This is a genomic window from Nostoc sp. UIC 10890, assembly GCF_054786515.1.
Genome location: NZ_JBSGKF010000001.1, coordinates 691,522 through 716,116 on the forward strand (window position 1 = coordinate 691,522; position 24,595 = coordinate 716,116).

The 24,595-nt window shown below is 41.9% G+C and carries 16 protein-coding genes and 2 pseudogenes; 13 read left to right on the forward strand and 5 right to left on the reverse strand.

Annotated elements, in window-relative coordinates:
- Positions 1-17: 17 nt before the first annotated feature.
- Entirely contained in the window at positions 18-4,976 is a 4,959-nt protein-coding gene (locus ACWATR_RS02855) for a beta strand repeat-containing protein (RefSeq protein ID WP_460329343.1), read from the reverse strand.
- A gap of 542 nt (positions 4,977-5,518) precedes the next feature.
- Here ACWATR_RS02855 and ACWATR_RS02860 point away from each other — a divergent pair.
- From ACWATR_RS02860 to ACWATR_RS02890, 7 genes and pseudogenes are all read left to right on the forward strand, one after another.
- Entirely contained in the window at positions 5,519-6,211 is a 693-nt protein-coding gene (locus ACWATR_RS02860; RefSeq protein WP_460329345.1) for an HAD family hydrolase, read from the forward strand.
- Positions 6,212-6,328: 117 nt separating this feature from the next.
- Positions 6,329-6,525: pseudogene (locus tag ACWATR_RS02865) on the forward strand (IS4 family transposase); the annotation flags it as partial.
- Positions 6,526-6,868: 343 nt separating this feature from the next.
- The gene (locus ACWATR_RS02870; protein ID WP_460329347.1) at positions 6,869-7,276 is read left to right on the forward strand and encodes a hypothetical protein; all 408 of its coding nucleotides are present in this window, start codon (positions 6,869-6,871) and stop codon (positions 7,274-7,276) included.
- A gap of 337 nt (positions 7,277-7,613) precedes the next feature.
- Positions 7,614-8,438 carry an alpha/beta fold hydrolase gene (locus tag ACWATR_RS02875; RefSeq protein ID WP_460329349.1) on the forward strand — a complete coding sequence of 275 codons (825 nt, stop codon included), beginning with the start codon at positions 7,614-7,616 and terminating at the stop codon, positions 8,436-8,438.
- Positions 8,439-8,550: 112 nt separating this feature from the next.
- Positions 8,551-9,300, forward strand: coding sequence for an SDR family NAD(P)-dependent oxidoreductase (locus tag ACWATR_RS02880; RefSeq protein ID WP_460329351.1), 750 nt, complete (start codon positions 8,551-8,553; stop codon positions 9,298-9,300).
- Between the two features lie 108 nt (positions 9,301-9,408).
- Entirely contained in the window at positions 9,409-10,785 is a 1,377-nt protein-coding gene (locus ACWATR_RS02885; RefSeq protein ID WP_460329353.1) for a dihydrolipoyl dehydrogenase family protein, read from the forward strand.
- Positions 10,786-10,924: 139 nt separating this feature from the next.
- Positions 10,925-11,107, forward strand: a complete 183-nt coding sequence (locus tag ACWATR_RS02890) for a transposase (RefSeq protein WP_460329355.1) — start codon at positions 10,925-10,927, stop codon at positions 11,105-11,107.
- A gap of 146 nt (positions 11,108-11,253) precedes the next feature.
- On the opposite strand, the gene ACWATR_RS02895 is transcribed toward ACWATR_RS02890, so the two are convergent.
- Complete coding sequence (locus tag ACWATR_RS02895) at positions 11,254-11,880, reverse strand: CPP1-like family protein (RefSeq protein WP_460329357.1); 627 nt, start codon at positions 11,878-11,880, stop codon at positions 11,254-11,256.
- 647 nt (positions 11,881-12,527) lie between these two features.
- On the opposite strand from ACWATR_RS02895, the gene ACWATR_RS02900 reads away from it, so the two are divergent.
- Positions 12,528-13,247 carry a response regulator transcription factor gene (locus ACWATR_RS02900; RefSeq protein ID WP_334744259.1) on the forward strand — a complete coding sequence of 240 codons (720 nt, stop codon included), beginning with the start codon at positions 12,528-12,530 and terminating at the stop codon, positions 13,245-13,247.
- Between the two features lie 470 nt (positions 13,248-13,717).
- On the opposite strand, the pseudogene ACWATR_RS02905 reads toward ACWATR_RS02900, so the two are convergent.
- A pseudogene (locus tag ACWATR_RS02905) lies at positions 13,718-13,909 on the reverse strand (DUF2811 domain-containing protein); the annotation flags it as partial.
- Positions 13,910-14,397: 488 nt separating this feature from the next.
- Here ACWATR_RS02905 and ACWATR_RS02910 point away from each other — a divergent pair.
- Positions 14,398-15,684, forward strand: coding sequence for an MFS transporter (locus tag ACWATR_RS02910; RefSeq protein WP_460329360.1), 1,287 nt, complete (start codon positions 14,398-14,400; stop codon positions 15,682-15,684).
- Between the two features lie 281 nt (positions 15,685-15,965).
- Here the strand turns inward: ACWATR_RS02910 and hisIE are convergent, their stop codons facing one another.
- The gene (hisIE, locus tag ACWATR_RS02915) at positions 15,966-16,616 is read right to left on the reverse strand and encodes a bifunctional phosphoribosyl-AMP cyclohydrolase/phosphoribosyl-ATP diphosphatase HisIE (RefSeq protein ID WP_435026253.1); all 651 of its coding nucleotides are present in this window, start codon (positions 16,614-16,616) and stop codon (positions 15,966-15,968) included.
- Between the two features lie 319 nt (positions 16,617-16,935).
- Between hisIE and hemL the strand changes: the two genes are divergently transcribed.
- Entirely contained in the window at positions 16,936-18,234 is a 1,299-nt protein-coding gene (hemL, locus tag ACWATR_RS02920; protein ID WP_460329362.1) for a glutamate-1-semialdehyde 2,1-aminomutase, read from the forward strand.
- Between the two features lie 456 nt (positions 18,235-18,690).
- Here hemL and ACWATR_RS02925 read toward each other — a convergent pair whose 3' ends face one another.
- A complete protein-coding gene (locus ACWATR_RS02925; protein ID WP_460329364.1) occupies positions 18,691-19,509 on the reverse strand; it encodes a fasciclin domain-containing protein in 819 nt (272 codons plus the stop codon).
- 729 nt (positions 19,510-20,238) lie between these two features.
- Here ACWATR_RS02925 and ACWATR_RS02930 point away from each other — a divergent pair.
- The 3 genes from ACWATR_RS02930 (at position 20,239) to ACWATR_RS02940 (ending at position 24,428) form a co-directional block, all read left to right on the forward strand.
- Complete coding sequence (locus tag ACWATR_RS02930; protein ID WP_460329366.1) at positions 20,239-21,033, forward strand: glutathione S-transferase family protein; 795 nt, start codon at positions 20,239-20,241, stop codon at positions 21,031-21,033.
- A gap of 130 nt (positions 21,034-21,163) precedes the next feature.
- The gene (locus tag ACWATR_RS02935; RefSeq protein WP_460340160.1) at positions 21,164-22,894 is read left to right on the forward strand and encodes a helicase HerA domain-containing protein; all 1,731 of its coding nucleotides are present in this window, start codon (positions 21,164-21,166) and stop codon (positions 22,892-22,894) included.
- A 550-nt stretch (positions 22,895-23,444) separates the two neighbouring features.
- Entirely contained in the window at positions 23,445-24,428 is a 984-nt protein-coding gene (locus ACWATR_RS02940) for an RNA polymerase sigma factor, RpoD/SigA family (protein ID WP_460329368.1), read from the forward strand.
- Positions 24,429-24,595: the final 167 nt, after the last annotated feature.

Sequence of the window (24,595 nt, forward strand, 5' to 3'; positions counted from 1 at the left end):
ATATTACTCCGTTATGGCTATATTTGAAAATCCGAAATATTTTCAAGACGAATATTAATATCGTCTATGTTACTAAATTGATTTCCTGTAATTGTTACCTCTACTGAATTAGTGCTATCGTTGCCATTATTAGTTGCATCGATACCACTTCCATCAATTACTGAGAGAACATTGTTGGAGATGGTAGCACTACTGCTAACATTATCATCAAAGAATTTTAGGTTAATAGCATCATTTAAACTTGAATCTCCTGGATTAAAATCTCGCACATTGGTAATTGTGTTCCCAGATATTGTAAAGATGGTCTGAGAATTATTCCTGACTTGAAAACTCATCCCATCTTTATTAGTTAAGGTGTTAATAGTATTACCGGAAACAATAATATTGTTAGCAACAACATCATCAGCAGCTTGGAAATTTATACCATTTGAGGCAGTACTTGTATCTACTCCAGTGATTTGATTATTATTAATAGTTATACTGCTCAAATTAGCACTATCTGTTAATTGAACATCCACACCACTGCCATTATTAGAGATGGTATTATTATTGACCTGTGCTGTACCGGATGCCGTACCAGATAAACTGACGCTAATATCATTTAAGTTTTCTGATAAACTATTATCGTCAATTGTTAAATCCACACTACCCGTAGAATTTTGGGTAAAAATACCAGAACTGTTATTCAAACCGTTAATAATATTCTGATTAACGGTAACTGTACCTGTAACTTCAGATAAGGTAATACTTTCTTGATTAGCATCGGTAATTGTATTCCTATCTATATTGATAGTACCGTTAGAATTTGCTACCTGAATACCTTGCATACCTGCATTGGTAATAGTATTATCAGTAATTTTTGCTATCTCACCACCAGTTAGTTTAATTCCTATAGCCTGGGTATTTTGAATACTATTATTTACTACCTCTAAATTGCCTTGCAAATCATCTAATCCAATACCTTCAGCAGTGGTATTTGAAATTTGATTGTCTGTAATCTGCACATCCAAAGTAGTTGTATTGCTGAAGTTACCCGCACTAATACCTCGTCCAGCTATGTCTGAGATGTTATTACTAGTAACATTGACTGTAGAATTTGCATTATCAAAAAATTCTAGATTGATGCCATCAACAAAATTAAAATCTCCAGTAACGGTATCTCTAATATTGCTAATTATGTTACTAGAAATGGTAAATGCAGCACTACTATTTCCATTGAGTTGAAGATTAATTCCATCTCCATTGGTTATGGTGTTGATAGTATTGCCTGAGACACTAACATTATTAGCAACGACATTGTTAAAAGCTTGGAGATTAATACCATTGGATGTGATATCTGCATCGACTCCATTAATTTGGTTGTTGTTGATAGTTACACTACTAAAATTAGCACTATCTGATAATTGTACATCTACAGCAGTACCATTATTAGTGATGATATTTTCGTTAATTTGTAAGGTTCCCGAAGCGGTATCAGCTAAACTGACGCGAATATCATTAAAGTTTTCTGTCAAATTATTGCTATTTACTGTTAAAGCTGTTGCACCTGTAGTATTGCTGATGACAATGCCATTGTTGCTATTAATTCCATTAACAGTATTTTGGTTAACATTAACTGTACCTATGACTTCAGATAAGCTAATACTTTCTTGTTGAGCATCTGTAATTGTATTGTTACTAACATTAGTAGTAACGCTTGCGTTTTCTACCTGTATACCTTGCTCACCTGCATTATTAATGTTGTTGTTGATAACTTGAGGATTAGTTACCTTTTGTAGTTGTATCCCATCTCCAGAAGTATCAGTAATGATGTTAGCATCAACTGTAATATTAACAGTATTATCTAAAGTTTCGTTGAAGACGTTAATACCAGTTCCTTGAATTTCAGAGATATTATTTCTGGCAAGATTCACCGTTGTATTAATGTTAGAAACATCAAAATTATCCAAGAATTGCAGGTCAATACCATTACCTTCTGTAGTAATTTGGGAAATAGTATTGTCAGTAATTACAATTTGTTGAGCATTATCACCACCAGCCAACTGCATATAAATACCATTACCTGCTGTGATTTGGGAAATGTTGTTATTGGAGAGGGTGACATTGGCGTTAGCATTGTCTAATAATTCTATGTTTATGCCATCACTAAAGTTAAAGTCTCCTGAATTTGTATCTTGGATATTGCTGATTGTGTTACTAGAAATTGTCAATTTACCAGTATTAGTACCATTGAGTTGGAAGCTGATTCCATCACCATTAGTTATGGCATCGATAGTATTATCGGAAACGGTGACATCACCCGCAGCGGCATTTTCAAATGCTTGGAAGTTGATACCACTTGATGTGGTACTTGTATCTGTTCCTGTGATTTGGTTGTTTTGAATATCTACAGTGCTTAAATTGGTATTTTCCCCTAATTGAAGATCCACAGCAGTACCATTATTAGCAATGGTATTGTTATTAATTTGTACTGTACCAGTTGTACTAGATAAACTGACACGAACATCATTAAAGTTTTCCGTCAACTGGTTATTGGCAATTGTTAAATTGACATCACCTATGGTATTGGTAAAGTCAATACCAGTATTATTGTTGCTACCATTGATGTTGTTCTGACTAATAGTTACCGTACCTGTGATTTCCGATAACTTAATGCTTTCTTGGTTGGTATCGGTTAAGGTATTCTCGCTAATATTTGTAGTGCCGCTAGCAGTTTCTACTACAATACCTCGCTCGCCTATATTAGTAATGGTGTTGGTAGTAATTGTGGGAGAAAGAACTTGAGCTAGTTGTATACCATCTCCAGAAATATTGTTGATAGTATTACTACTAATTGTAGAACGAACGATCGCATTATCTATTGCTTGTAATTGAATAGCGCGATCGCTACTATCACCATTGCCAATATTTTGGATAATATTATTAGCAATAGTCAAAGTTACATCTGCTTTATCTGCCACTTCAAAGTCAATACCATTATTAGCAGCCGTATCTAAAGTATTACCTGTAATTGTGAAGTTAGTAATACTATTGTTAAACAAGTTTACAGCCGGAATTCCAGCTTCAGGTTTGAACAAATCAACCTTAATACTACTATTGCCAACATCGGTAATAATGTTATTGGTAATAGTAAAATTACCCTTAGAATTAGCAACGGCATTTATTGAAATTCCTTCATCAACAATCTTAGTCAGGGTGTTACCACTAACTACAAACGTGCCTTGACCTAAATTGCCAAAATTCAAATCGATACCATCTGCACCAGAACCACCATTAACTTGACCATTGTAAGTAATCTGGTTATTGAGGATATTAGCTGTAATGCTAGCGTTGCTAGTACAAGTTTTATCTACAAAGAGCGCATTAAAATCGCGGCAGAGATTAACTTCAATGCCATCTACTCTGTAATTAGTATCAACATCAAAGTTGGTGATGATGCGGTTATCGGTAATTGTTAAATCTGTAATACCTTGGTAATTCCAAACAAAAATACCACTTTCTAAACTAGAATCAATTACTGGACTGCGTGTATCAGTGATAGCATTTCTGGCAATTTCTACCGTACCTGTCACATTTTCTAAATAAATAGCTTCGCTAAAAGCATTGGTGATTTTATTATCTAAAATTCTCACATTACTAATATTAGTTCCCTTAACGCCTCTGGCATCATCAGTACCAGGAATTTGAATATTAAATCCAGAAATAACAGTATTGTTACCCAGTGTGATTAATCCATTTCCAGTGGGAACCATACCAGTAATTATTGGATGTATCCCACTACCCGATAAAGGTAGGGTGACGACTCCCAAATCTTTGACATTAACTACTTGTAGAGGCCCACTAGAGAATACTCGAACGCCATCGGGAATAGTAAATGGTGAAAAAGCAGTATCTTGATTAGAACGAACATAAATCACATTGTCTGCTTTAGCTACCGCCAAAGCATCGGCAATTGTGCCAAAGGGAGACTCAAATGTACCATTACCAGTACCACCAGGGGCTACGTGGATAATGATGGAGCGGTTATTATTGGTAGGAGTATCAGTATTATTTGTCGGAGTATCAGTATTATTTGCAGAACCTTGGCTTTCTGATTCAACCGTTGCAGCAAAAGCATCAGTTCTTTTTTCAACAGCAACTAGAATAGCAGCTTGGTTCTCTACTGTTGTTGCCATCCGCGCTAAAGCGCTATCTTTCTTCGGCTTGCTTCTCCTAGCGCCACTACCAGGGAAATTTGCACCAATACTAAAAGCCAGCCTAGTATCAAATAGGTCATCATTTTGTAGAGAAAGACTCAAACCCAAAAAATCATTAGGACGAGCTTCGATTCTCGTTTTCCAACCAAAAGCTTCCTTAGATTGACCTCCAGAGTAGTAGTATACACCTGCATAGCCACGCAAGTCGCCACTACCAATGCTTGCCAAGCGCGTACCAACTTCTGCATCTACACCAGACATCGCCACTTCTAAAAAGCGCGATCGCTGTATCATTAATGAATCGCCTTGAAAGTATGGCAGATTCGTTTGATCAACTTGGTTTTCTGAAGAATTCAAGGGAAGATAAGCATTAAAGCGAAAATCCCAACTACCTAAAGCTTCAAAACCTAGCCCTAACTGATCAAAATTACTCTTACCTGTGTCACGGGTGGAATAAGAAATATAGCCACCAATAATCCGATTAGCTTTTTCGCTAAACAATCGATGTCCTAACAATATATTGCCAGCTAAATTCGAGTCATTGTCTAATAAAACCTTCCCTTGTAAGAAAGTCAAAGTATTGCCAGGAGTTTGTAAAACAGGCAAAAATCCCTCAAAACTGCTAAATGATTCATATCCTGCTCCCTCTGTGGTGTAGCGTACTCCAAAGCGGGGGGTAAATATCGGTGCTGTTTCTGGTATTGTTTGAGCAATAGCCGTTGACGCAGAAGCTAAAATTCCAAACAAAGTAATGCAACCCAAATATTTAAAATTATTCATTGGTAGACCTGATATATAAACAAGAAGGGAAAAGGTTAAAGGGAAAAGGGGAAAGGGATGAACAGGTCGCGCCACTTGCAGGCGAGGTTTTTACTTTTTCCCCTTTCCCTTCTTCATAAATAGAAACCCAAATTAATGTAGAGACACTACACTGCAATGTCTCCAAAAATTAGATGAACCTGTTGGTAGGATTTTTGCGGCGAATACCAATTACACAAGAACGAGGAACACTCGTAGATAGTCTTTAACTTTGATAGCTGCTAGTCAACCACTCATTCTTTATATCTATGTATTGTATTTAGTCAATATCAGTTAGCTGATACAGCCAGATATCTGACGCTTACATCTTAGTTGTATTTTTTCAAACTGTCACTATAGTTAAAGATGCTTAAAGGTAGATGATTTTTCTCTACGTCATCGTCGATACTTTTTACAAAAGCCTTTACGAAAAAATACTTAGTTAAATTCAATAGTGGAGATTATTGATCTAAAAATAGCCAGATATCTGAGATAATTTTGATAAAAATTAACATTTTGCAGCGATGCTAAGACTGATTACTGACTTCGACGGCCCAATTATTGATGTTTCCGAACGGTACTACCGTGTTTATCAATTTTGCTTGGAAAAAACCCGTCGCTCAGACCAAGCAGTGCAAGAACTTCCGAAAGCGGAATTTTGGCAGTTAAAGCGATCGCGTGTTCCCGAAAAACAAATCGCCTTAAATTCAGGGTTAGACGAAGCCCAAGCACAAGAATTCGCCCAATTACGGCGGCAAACTGTTCATACAGAAGCTTATTTTAACTATGACACTCTCGCACCAGGTGCCGTGGATGCACTGTTAAAAATTCAACAAGCTGGAATTGATTTAGCAGTTATGACCATGCGCCGAGTTCGGGAACTAGATTATGCCTTTAAAAAATACGATTTAGGTAGATTTTTCCCAGAAAACCGTTGTTATTGCCTGAGTAACGACTACGTTAAAACTCGTGATATTGAAGATAAGCCTTTGTTGATGGCTAGGGCTTTAAAAGAATTGCCCGCAGCTGCTGATACCTGGATGGTGGGAGATACGGAAGCCGACATCACCGCTGCAAAAAATTATGGTATTAAGGTGATGGCTGTGGAATCTGGTATCCGCGATCGCACCCAATTGGAACTTTACTACCCCGATTTAATTGTTAAGGATTTTAGCACTGCTGTAGATTTAGTCCTAGAACCTAAACACCTTGTCTAAAAAGGCTCTTTAGGATACAACCAGAAGTGTTGAATGTTAGCAAAAATCTGATAAAAATAGCCAAAAATATGTGAGACGCTGGACAAAAGATTAAAATATTTTAGTTGAGCAGTTACTATAAATTCATTTCCGAAAATTGTCAAAGGTATCTTGAGAGAACTGCCAAAAAACGATTATCTAGTAAGTATTGAACACTTGTTTGTTCATTGAGTGCTGGCTATCTTATAGCCTGGATAATAGCTTAACAAGTATGCGAGATTTATTTATTTCAAAGATTAAATAACACAGGTTTTAAAATAGATATTTCTACATTTTTTTGGCAAGTTAATAAATTACAAAGAAAGGTAGGGAGCAGAAGGCTTAGTCGTAAGAAAACTTCGCCCTAGCTTGTCTCAGCTTAATACATCTTCCAGTTTCTCACAGAGAAGATCGCGAATATCACGCACAACCTGATAAGTTGAGTTTTAACTCAAATAACTTGAGTGGTTTGACAGGAACCCAGTGTTGAAGAATAAGAACACCTAACTGCAAACCCTCGAATGACTAATCAGACTATTATCAACCCATTGAAGGAAGAATAATCTCATGAGCACGATTGTTACTCACGATTATGACTAAAGATGGCATCCAAATATACCAGAAAGGCTATTTATGTTCATGACATTGATTTCTGCATTTGTCCTTGGGTTAGTTGCGGGACTGCGAGCGTTGACAGCCCCTGCTGCTTTATTTCTGGCACGTGGCGGCATTATAGGGATCGTTCTGGCTGTACTGGCAGTGGCTGAGTTGATTGGCGACATGCTGCCGCAAATTCCCTCTCGTACCAGTCCCCCTGCGTTGATTGCTCGGATTCTCAGTGGTGGCATTGTGGGATGGCTAGTCACCGGAGCAAACAGCAGTTTTGCAATAATTGGAGCGCTCTTTGGTATTGTGGGTGCACTGGTCGGTGCGTATGGGGGTCGGGCGGTGCGGATAGCCGCCATTGAAAGGATTGGTGCAGTTCCTGCTGCCCTTGCTGAGGATGTTGTAGCGATCGCTCTGGCTGCCTTTATCGTTACCCGTTGATCTTACAAAGTGTGTAAGCCCTAACTTAACTGGTATCTTAAATTAAAGAACTTGAGTGGTCTCAGTTGAACCAAAATTGAATAATAAAGACAACTGATTGAAAGGTAGATAAGCCACCTGAGCGAGCAATCAGGTCATCAAAATCAGACTGCTGAAATCAGTTATGTATCAACTGATCAAGTAGCAATTTGCTTATATGTATTGACAAATCAAGAAGATCGCTGACTGAAATCAGTTATGTATCAACTGATCGATTCAGTTACTGATCGCGGATGCAGTTATCTTTACGGTTCAAACCATATACAGATTGGGAAATCACAATTTACATAGGAGCCAGATGAGTACAATCACGACTAAGGATAGTACGCAAATCTATTACAAAGACTGGGGCACAGGACAGCCCATTGTCTTCAGCCACGGCTGGCCACTGAGCGCGGATGCTTGGGAATCGCAGATGTTTTTTCTCGCCTCACATGGCTATCGTTGCATCGCGCACGATCGTCGCGGTCATGGCCGGTCAAGCCAACCGTGGAACGGCAATGATATGGATACCTACGCCGACGATCTGGCAGAGCTTTTGGAGGCGCTGGATATTAAGGATGCAGTGATGATCGGACACTCTACCGGCGGTGGTGAACTGGCACGCTTTATCGGCCGCCACGGCACCAAGCGCGTTTCCAAGGCAGTGCTGATGGGCGCAGTGCCGCCGCTCATGCTCAAGACGGAGGCAAATCCGGGTGGGCTACCCATTGAGGTCTTTGACGGCTTTCGTGCGGCATTTTTGGCCGATCGCTCGCAGTTCTTCCTAGATGTAGCCAGTGGCCCGTTCTTTGGCTTCAATCGACCCGGTGCTAAAGTCTCCCAAGGGCTAATCTATTCGTGGTGGATGCAGGGGATGATGGCTGGCCATAAGAACTCCTATGACTGCATTAAGGCGTTTTCGGAAACAGATTTCACCGAGGATTTGAAGAAATTCGATGTGCCGACGTTAATCATTCATGGTGATGACGATCAGATCGTGCCGATTGGTGCTTCTGCCCTCCTGTCTGCGAAGCTCATCAAGAATTCGACTTTGAAGATATATCCCGGCGGATCGCATAGTCTGGGCGACACAAGCAAGGAACAGCTCAACGCTGACCTGCTGGAATTCGTTAAATCCTGATGCAGATGCACGGATGTGAGACATCGTTAAAAATCTAAATTGGTGCATTCTTGTAGGTTCGCACCTGTTTAGGACAGATATTTTAAACCCAACAACCACAGGAATAAAAGGCATGACAAAACTAGATGGAAAAATCGCAGTCGTTACAGGTGCGTCTAAAGGCATCGGTGCATCGATCGCTAAACATCTCGCAGCCGAAGGTGCAAGCGTTGTTGTCAACTATGCATCTAGCAAAGAAGGAGCCAATCACGTGGTTGATGAGATTGTCAGCACGGGTGGTAAGGCGATCGCAGTTCAGGCAAATGTTGCCAAAAAGGCAGAGATCGAACATCTGTTTGCAGAGACACAGCAAGCATTTGGCAAGCTTGATATTTTGGTCAACAATGCGGGAATTTATGAATTTTCCCCACTTGAAGACATCACGGAAGAACACTTCCACAAGCAATTCGATCTGAATGTGCTGGGATTAATCCTTACTTCACAACAAGCCGTCAAGCACTTCGGCTCGGCGGGCGGCAGCATTATCAATATCAGTTCCATCGTTAGCACCCTCGCGCCCGCGAATGCCTCAATCTATAGCGCTACCAAAGCGGCTGTTGATGCCGTCACGAAGTCGCTAGCCAAAGAGTTAGGTTCACGTAACATCCGTGTTAACTCCATCAATCCTGGTATGGTGGAAACGGAGGGTACGCACACAGCAGGAATTACCGAGAGCGAAGGTCGCCAACAGACTGAAGCGCAAACACCATTAGGTCGCATTGGACAGCCACAGGACATCGCCCCTGCCGTTGTCTTTCTTGCTTCCTCCGATTCGGGCTGGATCACTGGCGAAACGCTGTACATCACGGGTGGGCTTCGCTAGCTTTAGATGTCATAACTCAATCCAAACCCTACCTCAATGGCAGAGAATTTTTGACTTTGAGTGTGAGAGTTTTATGCAAGCAAACTATCCCCAAGGAGTTTAGCACTGATGGAAACAGCAGATGTCATTGTCATCGGCAGTGGTCAAGGTGGCATTCCACTGGCGGCTGATTTTGCCAATGAGGGACGTAAGGTTGTCTTGTTTGAGCGGGATGCTTTAGGCGGCAGTTGCATCAACTATGGCTGTACTCCATCCAAAGCTTTCTTAGCAGCGGCTCATACAGCAGGGCGATCGCGCCAGGGCAAGAAGTTAGGCATCCACACAGAGGTTGAAGTGGATTTTCCCACAGTCATGGAGCGAGTTCGGGGAATCCGCAGCAGCTTTAATCAGGGGATTCGCAAGCGATTGGAAAGTGCGGGTGTCAAAGTCATTTGTGCCGAAGCTTCTTTTGTCGGTGAACGGACGGTCAAAGGTGGGGATGTTACCCTTCAGGCTCCTCTGGTAATCATTAACACGGGCACATCATCGCTGATTCCTGACATTTCCGGACTTGCAGGAACTCCTTACCTGACCAACCGCAATTTCTTTGACTTAAACACCTTACCAGCCCGTTTATTGGTGATTGGAGGTGGCTATATTGGCTTGGAATTGGGACAAGGACTGGCGCGTTTGGGTAGTCAGACCCACTTAATTGTCCGGGGCGATCGCGTCCTCGGACAGGAAGAGTCTGATGTCAGCGCGGTCTTAGCAGAAGCATTAAAGCAGGATGGGATTAAGCTCCACTTTGGAGTCAATGTGAATCACGTCACCCACGATAATAATGTGTTTAATTTAACCCTGAGCAATGGCGAACAACTCCAGGGAGAAGCGTTGCTGATTGTGATTGGACGGAAACCTAATACAAGTGCATTAAATGCAGCGAACAGTGGAATTGAGCTAGATGATAAAGGGTTTGTCAAAATTGATGACCAGTTTCATACCACCTGTTCTGGAGTGTATGCGATCGGGGATGCTGCCAAACAGCCGGCCTTTACCCATGTATCGTGGGAGGACTATCGCCGCTTAAAAGCAATTTTATGTGGAGAAAACCGGACACGGAGCGATCGCGTCCTTGGGTATGCAGTCTACACAGAACCCCAGGTTGGGCGAGTGGGTATGACCTTAGAACAGGCTCAGAAACAAGGGATCAACGCGCTTGCTGTCACCTTATCCATGAGCCAAATTGCGCGTGCGATTGAGTGGGGGCATGACCTCGGATTTTATCGTATGGTAATCGACAGAGACACAGACAAAATCCTGGGAGCAACCCTGGTCGGGTACGAAACTGCTGAACTGGTGCATGTATTTTTATCCCTGATGGAAGCAGGAGCAACCTGGCAGTTGTTAGAGCGATCGGTTCACATCCATCCCACCTATGGTGAAGCTTTACCCAGTCTGGCACGGTTGCTGCTTGGAGATAACATGCCAGGGTGTCCGAATATGTGAATATGTTATGCACTGAAATGTTTCTCTCGGCATCGCTTTGTATTGCTATAGCAGGAGGCAGAAGGCAGTTCTTGCTGGAGGCAGGAGGTAAAAGTATTACTATTCCTAGCCTTGGGGTTTTCAAAATGTCCTAACCTATGTGGCTACGGCTATAATTGAAGACGCAGGGTGTCAGTTAGTTTACCTACCGCCTTATTCACCTGATCTCAATCGGATTGAAAAGTGTTGGGCAACTTTGAAAAGCAGGGTTCGTAAGCTTTTATCCACATCGGATAATTTACGTGATCCAATGGAAATCGTTCTCAAACAAGCAGCGTCCTAATTAATCTGGCTACGGCTATAAGTCGCACATCGCGTTATATACGTAGTAAGGGCACATACCTATGTGCCCTTACTACGTATCACATCCAAATAAACAATACACATCAATCACATCTTCTCTTTAGAAGCTTACTTACGTATATAGATTTAGCGTAGAAAGCTACTAACCAACCACAAGAATATAAACGTCAGTACACTAGAGAACTGATTCGATGACAGATTGAGAAATGGTATTTGTGGTAAGAGCCACATAGCAAAGAGTCCCCCAGCGATTAAGCCAATGATTAAACTGACCAGGGTGAACAAAACTGCTCGGCCAAACTTACCTTCCTTGCGATTGAGAAAATAAATACTCGTACCTACCCCAACCACCAATGCCAACTGCAAAACCTGATCGCCTCCCTCTGGATAAAACAGGCTAATAGAACTCAAACCAAGAAACCAAGCCCCTGGTAAGAATATATCCGCAGGCGTTGGCTGATCCAGCATCCGTTGCAGCCATGCAGGTGACTGCTCACGAGGCGTTGGACTTTCTTTAGGAGGCGATTGCACTCGCAACTCTGGGAACCGAATGCGTTCAGGGACTTTAATTTTACCTTCCTGGCGCATCCGTAAGCGATCCATTAAAATCGCATCGTAAGCCGCTTCAATTACTTCTAAATGCTTGGCATCGCCACTATGTTGCTCGAATAGGCGATTACGAGCATCCTGAATCTCATCGAAGCTAGCCTCTTCTGATACCCCAAGTTTTTCGTAGGGATTTTGATCGCTCATGGGAGTTTGTTACTTCAGCCTCAGTCAGGGGCAGTTTTTTGTCGAAGAAAAAACAGCTTTAGGTTTTATTTTGATCGAAATTAAAATCTCAACCTATTTTATTCCCTACCAGGATAGTAGCACGGGTTAGTTTGATCGACTTTGTAATTTCAACCATAGTCACTTTAACATATCGCTATAACTCCGTGTATACCCTCATGTCGTTGCCTAGTTCTGGCTCTAATCTAGAATTTGAACGGAGAGTAGCTAAAAATGCAGAGTTTTTATGAAAAAATCAACTTTACTGTTTCAAATTTGGCAACTTACTGTGCCTTAATCGAATTTTTTTAATTATACTGAATAATCGCTTGTGGTATATATCCGCATATCGATTTAAAATTGAAACGTTTTAAGTTACCACCTAACTCAGATCAAGAAGGTGTCTTGGTATTAAGAACTGTTGCGGCTAAAGTCAGAGCGCTCATACACTGTGGCTAACAGAAGTTTCGCGTTCTCATTGCCCACAATCCTGATTAGAGTATTTATTTTTAAATAGTCAGGATTCTTATACCGGAGCCATGTAGATTCTTAGTTAGTCCCAAAGTGGCAACTGCGTTTTTACGCAACCCTCTTGTTAATCTTACGAATTTTTGTGCAAAGTAATGGTCATGGCTCCTGCCAAGATTCTTGTAGTTGACGACGACCCTGCGGTTCGGAATTTAATCCAACGCTTTTTGATTAAACAGAACTATCAGGTGGAGGCTGCCGAAGATGGAAAGACAGCCTTAACTCTATTTGAGCAATTTAACCCAGATTTGGTGATTCTAGATGTGAATCTACCAGATGTAACTGGGTTTAACCTCTGCCAAGAGATGCAAAGTCGTAATGGTGTTTTTGTTCTAATGTTGACTAGCCGTGCTGACGAAGCTGACAAAATTCGCGGCTTTGCTAAAGGTGCTGACGACTATCTCACCAAGCCTTTTGGGCTAGGAGAGCTAGAAGTCAGAGTCGGAGCTATTTTGAGGCGTCAGCGAGTGATAACTACGGCCGAGCAAAAACGCTTGGTATTTGAAAAACTGATGATTGATCCAGTGCGAAGGGAGGTAGCACTTAATAACCAAGCAGTACCCTTAACTGCTCTGGAATTTGACTTGTTGCATTTTTTAGCCAGTCATCCAGGTCGAGTTTGGCGGCGGGCAGAACTAATCCAAGAGGTATGGGATTATGAGTATGTCGGCGACCAGCGGGTTGTAGATGTCCATATCGGTCAAATTCGCAAAAAGATTGAAATTGATGCGAGTCAGCCAGCATTAATTCAAACTGTACGTGGCGTAGGGTATAAGTTTGAATCTCCTGCTCATTCCCAGCACTTGGAAGCGAAGTCTTGATTTAACAGTCTAGAGTTTTTTTAACTCTTGACTGTTGACTCTTGAGGAAACTGTTATTGAATTTCTTTAGCTTTAGTAAAAAGATAAATTTAGACAATCAATCAAAATAGGTAGTTATTTAACTCATCCCCCGGCTTGAAGCCGGGGGATTTCGAGTCATTGGTCATTAGTCATTGGTCATTAGTCATTAGCACCAATGACTAATGACTAAATCGGCGGGCGGTTATCCCTCCCACCCTCGTTCGCGCAGCGTCTCTAAGAGTTGGTATGGGATTCACGCCGATTTTCGTTGAAGTATTACTCCCCAGATGGGCGATCGCTTTGGCTTAAAATCCGATGAATGGAGCAAGTGTACGCTGTGCCCCATTAACAACATGAGCTAGAATGACGACCTTCATAACCAGTACTTATGGAGTGTCTAGTAAATTAGCTGTTGCTGGTGAATCGATACAGGGCATTTCTACTGAGGAGTGGTGAAACAAAGTTTCTAGGTAAACTCGCGCAGCACGGCGATCGCTATCTCCATTTTGGAGTAAAAACAATGATAGCGCCGCCGTCAATACTCTGTTTTCATCCCAATCAGGATGGGTTTCTAAGTAGTTTTTTAAGGATTCGTGGAGTGTTTCGGGAATTTCTGTAAAGATGCTAACCGTTGATTTCATGAGATTTTCCTCCTATGAGGATAATCAAGAGGGACAAGTTGCTTGCGGTGAAACGGCAATTAGTCCACCTCACACGCTCTTTTGCTAGCCGACAATCTACGCTTACATCTAATTGTAATATATTTTACATATTTGATGCTGACGGTTGAACGGATTACAAAAGCAAGCCGAATCATTGTGCGCCAAGAGGGGGTGGGTTTGTCAATGCTGCGAAATGTTAAAAACGATTGTATAAAAAATAAATGCGAACGAAAGAATAAGGCTTTAAGCCTATTTTTCGTTACTTTACTTTACAAAAACTCAGTCCTTGAAGTTCCTTGCTGCTGTTAATTAACAATCCCCAGTCAGGCGGCAAGAAGCTTATTGGCTCGTATAGCACCTGTGGAAAACTGTTAAAATCCCTGTGGAAACCCTGTGGAATCAGTGAGGAAAATTGTAGCCAATGATAAGAATTACAAAAATGTCACCAAACTATGACTTTTAGGCTCATGAAATTAGCTTCTCAGTCTCAGTTGTCATCGTGGCTGCCTTCGATACATCCCCAGGTATGGATTTTCGCAATTGGTAGATTTCTTTCAGAAGTTGGCACCGGCTGTACCCTGTTTTATGCCCCCATCTTTTTTGTCAATCAACTTGGTTTATCTGCAACCAGTGTGGGGGTAGCCTTGGGTAGCGCCTCGATTTCCGGCGTTGTAGGGCGGATTGCGGGTGGTTTTTTGGCTGATTCTGGACACTGGGGACGTCGCCGCACTTTGTTGCTAGCGACGGCGATTTCAGCAATTGCTTCTCTGGTTTTAGCTGCAACCAATAATTTCACTTCTTTGGTAATCGGTAGCTTGATTAGCGGTTTAGGGATAGGTTTCTATTGGCCGGCGGCTGAAGCTGTGGTGGCTGACGCCAGCCAAATTGACAATCGTCGGGAAACTTTTGCGATCGCCAGACTAGCTGATAATCTGGGGTTAGCGATCGGAATTGTACTTGCTGGGTTATTGATCGCGATCATTGGGAGTTATCGCTGGCTATTTGTGATTGATGCCATCTCTTTTCTGGTATTTTTTGGAGTTGTCTATGTAGGAATTATTGAAACAGAACAACAGCAGATAGAGGAATCTGAAAAAACAGAACATTTTGCTTCTTGGATGGCAGTATTAAGCGTAGATGCAAAGCAGCTTGTCGTTAGACATCGCCGTTTCTTAGTCTACATAGCAGTTAATATATTCTTTACAATCTATATTTCTCAAATCCACAGCACCCTGCCGCTTTACTTCAAAAACTTTGTCCTTGTAGAAAGTACTGCCACGGGATTTACTGAAACTACCATTAGCGGGCTATTTGCTTGGCATCTGGTGTTCGCCATCATTTGTCAGTTACCTGTCACCAGTATTTTAAAACGCTGCTCTCACACATTCGCACTTACTGTTTCTGCCATTTTCTGGGCAATTGGTTTTGGACTGATTTGGGTAAGCGGTACAGCCACATCTCATCATCTGGTTTGGGTAATTTTGGCATTAGGAGTTTTTGCTGTGGCGATTGTCTCCTATACTCCATCTTCTGCTTCTTTAGTGACTGAGTTAGCCCCGGAAAATCAACGCGGTATCTATTTCTCCATCAATGCTTTGTGCTGGGCTGTTGGCTCTTTTATTGGTCATCCCTTGGGTGGATGGGCATTAGATCAACCACAAATTATTACCAATAGTTACTGGCTAGGCTTCATCTTGAGTGTAGCGATCGCTCTCGCAATTTTACAGTACCTCAATCGAATTCTGGCTGATTAATCACCAATTGGTTTAGCCAGAGAGGTTCAACCTGTAGGCACACGGTTAAGTTAACCTGTTATAGCCCAATACAGTTCAGAATGAGCAACAAAATACTTGTAGAGACGGCGATTCATCGCGTCTTCAAAGACAAATTATCTACACCAGTAACCTTAACTGAACCGTATTGTGTTATGGCCAATCATAAAGGGAACGCCTGTTTAAACATGACAAACTTGGGGAATCAAGTTTTTAATCTACTTTCCCTGCTTGCTTATTTTATTACCATTTGCTTGTATTCTTTATTGACGACGTTCTTGCAACTTGCGATACACCGATTTCAAATCAACTTGATGGTGAGCTAAGGCAACCAAAGTATGATACAGCAAATCAGCCACTTCACCTGCGATCGCATCTGCTTCATCATCTTTAAAAGCCATTACCACCTCAGCGGTTTCCTCACCAATCTTTTTCAAAATTTTGTTATCACCACCTGCAAATAGTTTACAGGTATAAGAACTTTCAGTCGGATGATCGCGGCGATCGCATATTATTTGAAACAATTGCGACAATGTATCCCCTGGTGGTGCAGCAATTTTCCCTTCTATTTGGTGAAAACAACTGCGCTCTCCAGTATGACAGGCAACATCTCCTAATTGCTCTACCCCAATGAGCAACGCATCACTATCACAGTCATAACGGATACTCTGCACCTTTTGAAGATGCCCCGAAGTCGCCCCCTTGTGCCATAATTCTTGGCGCGAACGGCTCCAAAACCAAGTTTCTTCAGTTTCCAAAGTCTTTTGTAACGACTCCTGATTCATCCACGCCATCATCAGGACAGTACCATCCAGATAGTCTTGGACAATTGCAGGCACTAGACCCCGTTCGTCATAGCGAATTTTTTCAACAGGGATGGTGTAATGCAGCGATCGCAAATCGTTAGAAGACATACCAGCTAGTTTGTTCTAATGAGAATAACTTATGGATTCACGATACCATTCAGAATAGGGCAACTGGTAAGTTTTTTTAATTGAACTATATGATCTAGCTGTGACACACTCTTAGACTGATGCAATCATAAAGTTTGCCAAAAATCCTGATTATGCCTTAAATCATCAAGTTTGAATATCTCAAGTCAAGTCTTCATTGGACTTGCATAACATATTGTTATTTCTATGGTTCAGCTAATTTTATAGGATAGAAATTCTAAGCACTGTTTGACCCTATCCTAAGATAGAGCTTTTTATTGCCCACTGTTAGGAGAGAACTTTGGTAAATACCACAATTAAAACAACCAAATCACAAGAAGTCTTCGCCGCTGCTCAAAACCTGATGCCAGGAGGAGTTAGTTCTCCTGTTCGTGCCTTTAAATCTGTGGGTGGACAACCCATTGTATTTGATCATGTTAAAGGCGCATATATTTGGGATGTAGATGGCAACCAATACATAGACTATGTAGGCACTTGGGGACCAGCTATTTGCGGTCATGCTCATCCAGAAGTAATTACAGCGTTGCATGAAGCTTTAGAAAAAGGCACCAGTTTCGGCGCTCCCTCAGTCCTCGAAAATGTTTTGGCAGAAATGGTCATCGATGCCGTTCCTAGCATCGAAATGGTTAGATTTGTCAATTCGGGAACTGAAGCCTGTATGGGAGTTTTGCGGTTGATGCGGGCTTTCACTAAACGAGACAAAATCATCAAGTTTGAAGGCTGCTATCACGGACATGCCGATACATTTCTAGTGAAGGCGGGTTCTGGTGTTGCCACACTTGGCTTGCCAGACTCACCGGGAGTACCTAAAGCAGCAACTAGCACTACTCTAACCGCGCCTTTCAACGACCTAGAATCCGTCAAAGCCTTGTTTGAAGAAAACCGCGACGAGATTGCTGGTGTCATTCTTGAGCCAGTCGTAGGCAATGCTGGGTTTATTGCGCCTGATGCTGGGTTCCTAGAAGGATTACGGGAACTAACTCACGAGTATGGAGCATTATTAGTATTTGACGAAGTGATGACTGGGTTCCGCATTGCTTACGGTGGCGCTCAGGAAAAATTTGGCGTCACTCCCGATTTAACCACCTTGGGTAAGGTGATTGGTGGTGGTTTGCCAGTGGGAGCTTATGGCGGTCGTCGAGATATTATGTCAATGGTTGCCCCCGCAGGCCCCGTATATCAAGCTGGGACACTTTCTGGTAATCCTTTGGCGATGACTGCTGGTATTAAGACTTTAGAATTGCTGCAAAAGCCAGGTACTTACGAGTATCTTGACCGGATTACTAAAAAGCTAGCAGATGGTTTGTTGCAAATTGCTAAAGAGACTGGTCATGCAGTTTGCGGTGGTCAAATCAGCGCGATGTTTGGCTTATTCTTTACCTCTGGCCCAGTTCATAACTACGAAGATGCGAAAAAGTCTGATACAGCAAAATTTGGACGCTTTCATCGGGGTATGTTAGAGCATGGTATTTACTTAGCACCTTCTCAATTTGAAGCTGGGTTTACATCTTTTGCTCACACCGAAGAAGATATTGATCAGACTTTAGCAGTAGCAAGGGATGTAATGTCTAGCCTGTGATGTGAATCAATAGCAGTTCTCGTTTGGATGCAACCCACTTACTAAGCACAGCAATACTCATTGGTGTCAACTTAACGTCAAAGGGACTGGGGATTAGGGATTGGGGATTGGGTCATCAAACGAAATAATGATGTTCGGGGCTTTAACCCCTCCCAAATTTTAGAATGTTTTCCCAGTCCCCAGTCCCGGAGGGGCGAACATCGCGCCACTAACATAAAGGTATAGTGGGGGACTCTTCGCCACGACCAGGTGAAAGTTAGTAAACGAGAATGCTTTGAAACATTACCTCGTTCCCAGTCGGATACTGGGAACGCCCCTTGTTGGGGTTGCCGCCTCCCTGACTCGCAGCAGAGATTTACAAAAAAAACCGTCCAAAATTACCATCTGAACGGGATTTTTTCCTATTAAGATTTGATGCCAACCTAATCTACTAAAGGTTGCACTATGATTTCAAAACTACAAGTCAGGAGGCAAAATCACCTGATCAATTGCGTGAATTACACCGTTGCTGCCTGTGATATCTGCCTGTGTCACTCTAGCATCATTGACAGTCACACCAGTAGCAGGATCAACTTTAACATTGATTGCACCACCTTCCAGGCTTTTAACTTCGCCAGACTTCAAATCAGTGGACAATACCTTACCAGATACTACATGGTAAGTTAAAATCTTGAGCAACACTTCTTTGTTATCTGGTTTTAACAATTCTTGCAAAGCATCTGGTGGCAACTTAGCAAAAGCTGCATCAGTGGGTGCAAAAATAGTTAAGTTATCTGTGCCTTGCAAAGCTCCGGTTAATCCTGCTGCTTTCAAAGCCTTGGTTAAAGTTGTAAAAGAAGCATTTGACTCTGCCAACGCTAACAAATTTTTGCCTTGATTATCGCTTGCCCCTGGTACTGGTGGAGTAGTCGGTGTAGTCGGTTGAGTTCCAGGGCGTGGGGTGCGGGGTGTAGGTTCACTAGGCGTAGCACCACCACGGTTATAAGGAGGCTCGTTAAAAATACTTGGTCTGGGATTTAGCGTTCCACCACTCTTCTGTGCTATTTGTTGGCGTTTGGTATTACCCTTTTGTACTTCGGAAACAGCCTCAGTAGGTGTGTATTGAGCGTTTGCTTGAAGGCGTTGTCCCTGGTTATAAGGGGCTTCGTTGAAAATACTAGGATTAGGATTTAGTGCCGATTTTGCATCAGATGGTAAAGTAGTGAGGACGCTGAAACTAGTAAATCCCGCTATGCCTGCTAACATAGTTAGCAATTTGCTGTAATTTGTCTTCATAAATTTTGTTTGTCTTTTTGTCCACACATTACATAAAGATTTATAACATTTTGCTACGCACAAAATCTAACTTAAGAGGGAAGTAAGATTTTTCACCAGAATAATTTGTGCTGGTGAGGTAAAATATCTAACTCCGGCTCACGCTGACATGTATGAAACATATCTAGCATACATTTTATGTAAATTGAGCAAATTTTCTCAATGACACCAAATAAATAGTTAAAAAGCCCCATTTGGTGTAGCGTCAGATATAAGAAAGTGTGAAAATCTTACATCTACAAGTTATGAATTACAATAGGCTTGGAGAAAGATTCTACTTAAAAGCCAATTTATATACAAATCTGTACGTAAAATAGTAGTTTCACAAATCCTACATCCCAGATGCAAGAAGGCTATATCTCTGAATTAATTATTGATTATTCAACAAAAGTACAGAAATTAATTATCTAAATAGGCTGACGGTGACAGAAATTCAACTAACGACTGAAGACTTGCGACTGAGCGGTTAGGTTTATTTATGTATGCCGAATTAAATTATTTAATTATTTGATATTTGAATCAATTAGAAAATAATATTTTTTAATCGATAATTTTGCCAAAAATCAGGCATCCCTTCAACGCTGATGTCAATTAAATAGACAACTAAGCAACTAACGCCAATACAAATTACTTTAACTAAAGATACAATTGTTAAAGTTAACGAAGTTGAGCAGTTACAAGGTATACAATATGCTGGAATTATACCAATGGGAACTCTCTCAATACTCAGAGAAAGTGCGCCTAATTCTAGATTTTAAAGGACTAGATTACCGCAAAATAGAAGTAACGCCTGGGATTGGACAGGTAGAACTGTTCCGGCTGACTGGTCAGAAACAAGTACCAGTATTAAAGGATCGTAATAGATACATTGCGGATTCTACGGAAATAGCTAAGTATTTAGACTTAGAGTACCCCGATCGCCCAATAATACCGCAAGATCCTAAAAAACGGGGTTTAACTTTATTAATAGAAGAATGGGCCGATGAGTCCATAGGCGTTAAAGGTCGCAAAGCACTATTTGCAGCCATAAGTCAAGATCAAAATTTCCGTAAGTCTTTATTACCCACCTCAACACCAGATATATTTAAAAGTCTGATTGGAGGAGTACCTAGCGACTTACTAACAGTGTTGGGTTTTGGCGTAGGTTATAGCCCAGATTTGATTCAGTCAGCGATCGCATCTTTAAAACAAGACTTGGAAGCCTTAACATTATTATTGGCAGATAGTCCTTATTTAACAGGAGATGAGCCGACTTTAGCTGACTTGGCAGTAGCCGGGTTATCGATATTGCTAAAGTTTCCCTCTGGCCCCTATCTGGATTTACCAGCTTCTATCAGAGGTAAAGGATTGCCAATATTTTCAGAGAATATAGATTATGAACCATTCTTTACCTGGCGCGATCGCCTTTATGCCCAATTCCGCAGGCCGTTAATCACTACCACTTCAGCAACAGGGAGTGCGCCAACTTCGATTCAAATTGATTAGATAATGGGGATTGGGGATTGGGGATTGGGGATTGGGGATTGGGAGAGGATAACCAATGACAAATGACCAATGACAAATGACCAATGACCAATGACAAATGACCAATGACAAATGACAAATGACTAATCAGATGAATTCGGGACAGCCATTAGGTTCGGTCATTCAAGGTTCTCTAACTGAAGGTTTAGAAGTACGATTGCATCCTGACATTTCTGTGGAAGATATGCGAGTAGGTAAGTTTCTCGTTGTCCAAGGGATGCGATCGCGTTTTTTTTGTATGCTGACAGATGTAGCATTGGGAGCCGCTAATGCACGAATTATTGCTAATCCTCCCAGTTGGGAAGACACTTTTTTACGAGATGTTTTAGCCGGAAGTGGGACTTATGGTACTATCAACCTCGCGCCGATGTTGATGTTTACTCCCGAATCTGAAGAATCTTTCTCTCCAACAAATGGCAAATCGGCAAATCCCTTTCTCCCATCAGTGAAGGGTTTGGCTTCATTTGTGCCACAAACTAGCACGACGATGGAATTGTTACCTGTTAAAACTATTCCTAGCCACTTTAGTCAAGTTTACGAAGCCAGTGTTGACGATTTTCGCCGGGTATTTGGTTGGGAAGATGACCCCCAAAGGCGCAATTTTTCCATCGGCAAACCTTTGGATATGGATGTGCCCGTTTGCATTGATTTAAACCGCTTTGTGGAACGGAGTAATGGGGTTTTTGGAAAATCTGGTACTGGTAAATCCTTTCTGACGCGGTTACTTTTAGCTGGCGTTATCCGTAAAAACGCGGCAGTCAACTTAATTTTTGATATGCACTCTGAGTATGGCTGGGAAGCCGTTGCAGAAGGTAAGAACGTCAATACTGTTAAGGGACTAAAGCAATTATTTCCTAGTAAGGTGGAAGTCTACACCCTCGACCCAGAATCTACAAAGCGCCGGGGTGTACGTGATGCTCAAGAACTTTATTTAAGTTATGAGCAAATAGAAGTTGAAGATATAAAGTTATGTAGTCGAGATTTAGGACTCTCTGACGCAGCCTTAGATAACGCCAACATTCTATACAGCGAGTTTGGCAAGTCTTGGATTGTCCAGTTGCTAAATATGACTAACGAAGAAATCGAGATGTTCTGCGACGAGAAGCGGGGACACAAAGGCTCGATTATGGCATTGCAACGCAAACTCTTGCGGATGGATAGTTTGAAGTATATGCGAGCAGTTTGCCCCCAGAATTACATTAGTAAAATTGTCCAATGTCTGGAATCTGGGAAGAATGTTGTGATAGAATTTGGTTCCCAGTCTAATATGCTCTCTTATATGTTGGTGACAAATATGATCACCAGGCGGATTCATGAGCATTACGTCAAGAAAGCAGATAAATTTTTGCAAAGCAAAAATCCTAGCGATCGCCCTACACCATTGATGATTACCATTGAAGAGGCGCACCGTTTTCTTGATCCAGCGATCGTACAAAGTACAATCTTTGGGACTATTGCCCGTGAACTGCGGAAATATTTCGTCACTCTTTTGGTAGTTGATCAACGTCCGTCGGGCATAGATAATGAAGTTATGTCCCAGATCGGGACTCGCATTACCGCTTTGCTGAATGATGAAAAAGACATTGACGCAATTTTTACGGGTGTATCTGGTGGTAGCGGACTGCGATCGGTGTTGGCAAAGTTAGACTCGAAGCAACAAGCTTTAATATTGGGTCACGCTGTTCCTATGCCGGTAGTAGTGCGTACCCGGCCTTATGACGCAACTTTTTACGAAGAAATTGGTGAGCCAGCCTGGGAAGAAAAACCTGACGCAGAAGTATTCGCAGCGGCTGAACTAGCCAAAGCTGACCTTGGTTTCTAGATTGTCATTTGTCAGTTGTCATTTGTCATTTGCAAACAACCAATGACCAATGACCAATGACTAATTCGTAACATCCCTCCATCCTCACAGCAAATTAAGTTCGGTTATCCGGCTAGTTTTTGGCAACAGAAGAGGGGTTTTTGGCGTCACTATAGATATAGTCAGTAATTTCAAGGAAGTTTATTTTTTTGCAAACGGGCAATTTTGAATTATAATTAGCGGCTTTATCTTAAGATACTTTACTATCTGCCTGATTTATCGTACTATAAAGCTAAGTAGAACTCATACCGACTTCGGATTTGCCAGTTATCATAACTGCCCAAAAGAAGAATTCTCCAAAACAACCAGCGTGCTTATAAAAGATTAGATTGAAAATTTAGGAAAGGTAGGGGAACCTATCATTGGGAGCTTACCGTCTTAAAGACGGCTGTATCAATTGATTAATTGCTTTTGGTAGCTCCCGATATTTCGTGATAGATGTACTACTTTTTCCAACCCATTTTAGTAAGAAAACATACATTTTATTTACGGAGTAGAGGACATCGCACCAATGCCTACTGTCAATACCCAAACGGAAAACCTCAACACCAAATTCACGGCTGATATGGTGCGAACCTATCTGCGAGAAATTGGTCGTGTAGCACTACTAACCCGTGAGCAAGAAATTGTCTTCGGGAAGCAGGTGCAACAAATGATGACGCTCATTGACGCCAAGGAAGCTTTGGCGAAGAAGTTGCAACGGGAACCGAGTTCACAAGAGTGGGCTGACCACGTTCAAAAATCGGAAACCGAGATACAACAAACGGTGGCCCAAGGTAAGCGGGCAAAGCAAAAAATGATCGAAGCGAATTTGCGCTTGGTTGTTGCTATTGCCAAAAAGTATCAAAAGCGGAATATGGAGTTTCTGGATTTAATCCAGGAAGGAACACTAGGATTAGAGCGGGGTGTGGAGAAATTTGATCCAATGAGGGGTTATAAATTCTCGACTTATGCTTACTGGTGGATTCGCCAAGCAATTACCCGTGCGATCGCTCAACAAGGTCGTACTATCCGCTTACCGATCCATATTACCGAGAAACTGAACAAAATCAAAAAAGTGCAACGCGAGTTGGCTCAAACCTTGGGGCGATCGCCGACTCCAGCGGAAATTGCCAAAGAACTGGAACTAGAACCTGCTCAGATTCGGGAGTACCTGAATATGGCGCGTCAACCAGTGTCTTTAGATGTGCGAGTTGGTGATAACCAGGATACTGAGTTGCAAGAAATGCTCGAAGATGACGGGCCATCACCAGAGTATTACACCAACCAGGAATTCTTACGCCAAGACTTGAACAACCTGCTAGCAGAACTAACACCACAACAGCGAGAAGTTGTAGCTTTACGCTTTGGTTTAGAAGATGGTAACGAAATGTCATTGGCGAAAGTGGGTGAGAGATTAAATCTCAGCCGTGAACGCGTCCGCCAGTTAGAGCATCAGGCTTTGGCTCATCTGCGTCGCCGTCGTGCCAATGTCAAAGAATACGTTGCTAGCTAAAACGAAAGACGCGAAATCCCGCGTCTCTACACCACCTTGGTGATGCGCCTCCTGAATTCAGGGGGCGATTTTTTTGCGCTGAAAACTAGAAAAAACTGGCGGGCGATAATCAGCCAGCGTTCCTCGAAGAAGTTGGGGATCTGAATGATGTGTAGCACTTGTCCACT

Excerpts from the sequence above, each read along its gene's own strand:
- ACWATR_RS02855 (WP_460329343.1), bottom strand. The coding sequence starts at position 4,976 with ATGAATAATTTTAAATATTTGGGTTGCATTACTTTGTTTGGAATTTTA.
- ACWATR_RS02860 (WP_460329345.1), top strand. The coding sequence starts at position 5,519 with ATGCTAAGACTGATTACTGACTTCGACGGCCCAATTATTGATGTTTCC.
- ACWATR_RS02870 (WP_460329347.1), top strand. The coding sequence starts at position 6,869 with ATGACATTGATTTCTGCATTTGTCCTTGGGTTAGTTGCGGGACTGCGA.
- ACWATR_RS02875 (WP_460329349.1), top strand. The coding sequence starts at position 7,614 with ATGAGTACAATCACGACTAAGGATAGTACGCAAATCTATTACAAAGAC.
- ACWATR_RS02880 (WP_460329351.1), top strand. The coding sequence starts at position 8,551 with ATGACAAAACTAGATGGAAAAATCGCAGTCGTTACAGGTGCGTCTAAA.
- ACWATR_RS02885 (WP_460329353.1), top strand. The coding sequence starts at position 9,409 with ATGGAAACAGCAGATGTCATTGTCATCGGCAGTGGTCAAGGTGGCATT.
- ACWATR_RS02895 (WP_460329357.1), bottom strand. The coding sequence starts at position 11,880 with ATGAGCGATCAAAATCCCTACGAAAAACTTGGGGTATCAGAAGAGGCT.
- ACWATR_RS02900 (WP_334744259.1), top strand. The coding sequence starts at position 12,528 with ATGGCTCCTGCCAAGATTCTTGTAGTTGACGACGACCCTGCGGTTCGG.
- ACWATR_RS02910 (WP_460329360.1), top strand. The coding sequence starts at position 14,398 with ATGAAATTAGCTTCTCAGTCTCAGTTGTCATCGTGGCTGCCTTCGATA.
- hisIE (WP_435026253.1), bottom strand. The coding sequence starts at position 16,616 with ATGTCTTCTAACGATTTGCGATCGCTGCATTACACCATCCCTGTTGAA.
- ACWATR_RS02925 (WP_460329364.1), bottom strand. The coding sequence starts at position 19,509 with ATGAAGACAAATTACAGCAAATTGCTAACTATGTTAGCAGGCATAGCG.
- ACWATR_RS02930 (WP_460329366.1), top strand. The coding sequence starts at position 20,239 with ATGCTGGAATTATACCAATGGGAACTCTCTCAATACTCAGAGAAAGTG.
- ACWATR_RS02935 (WP_460340160.1), top strand. The coding sequence starts at position 21,164 with ATGAATTCGGGACAGCCATTAGGTTCGGTCATTCAAGGTTCTCTAACT.
- ACWATR_RS02940 (WP_460329368.1), top strand. The coding sequence starts at position 23,445 with ATGCCTACTGTCAATACCCAAACGGAAAACCTCAACACCAAATTCACG.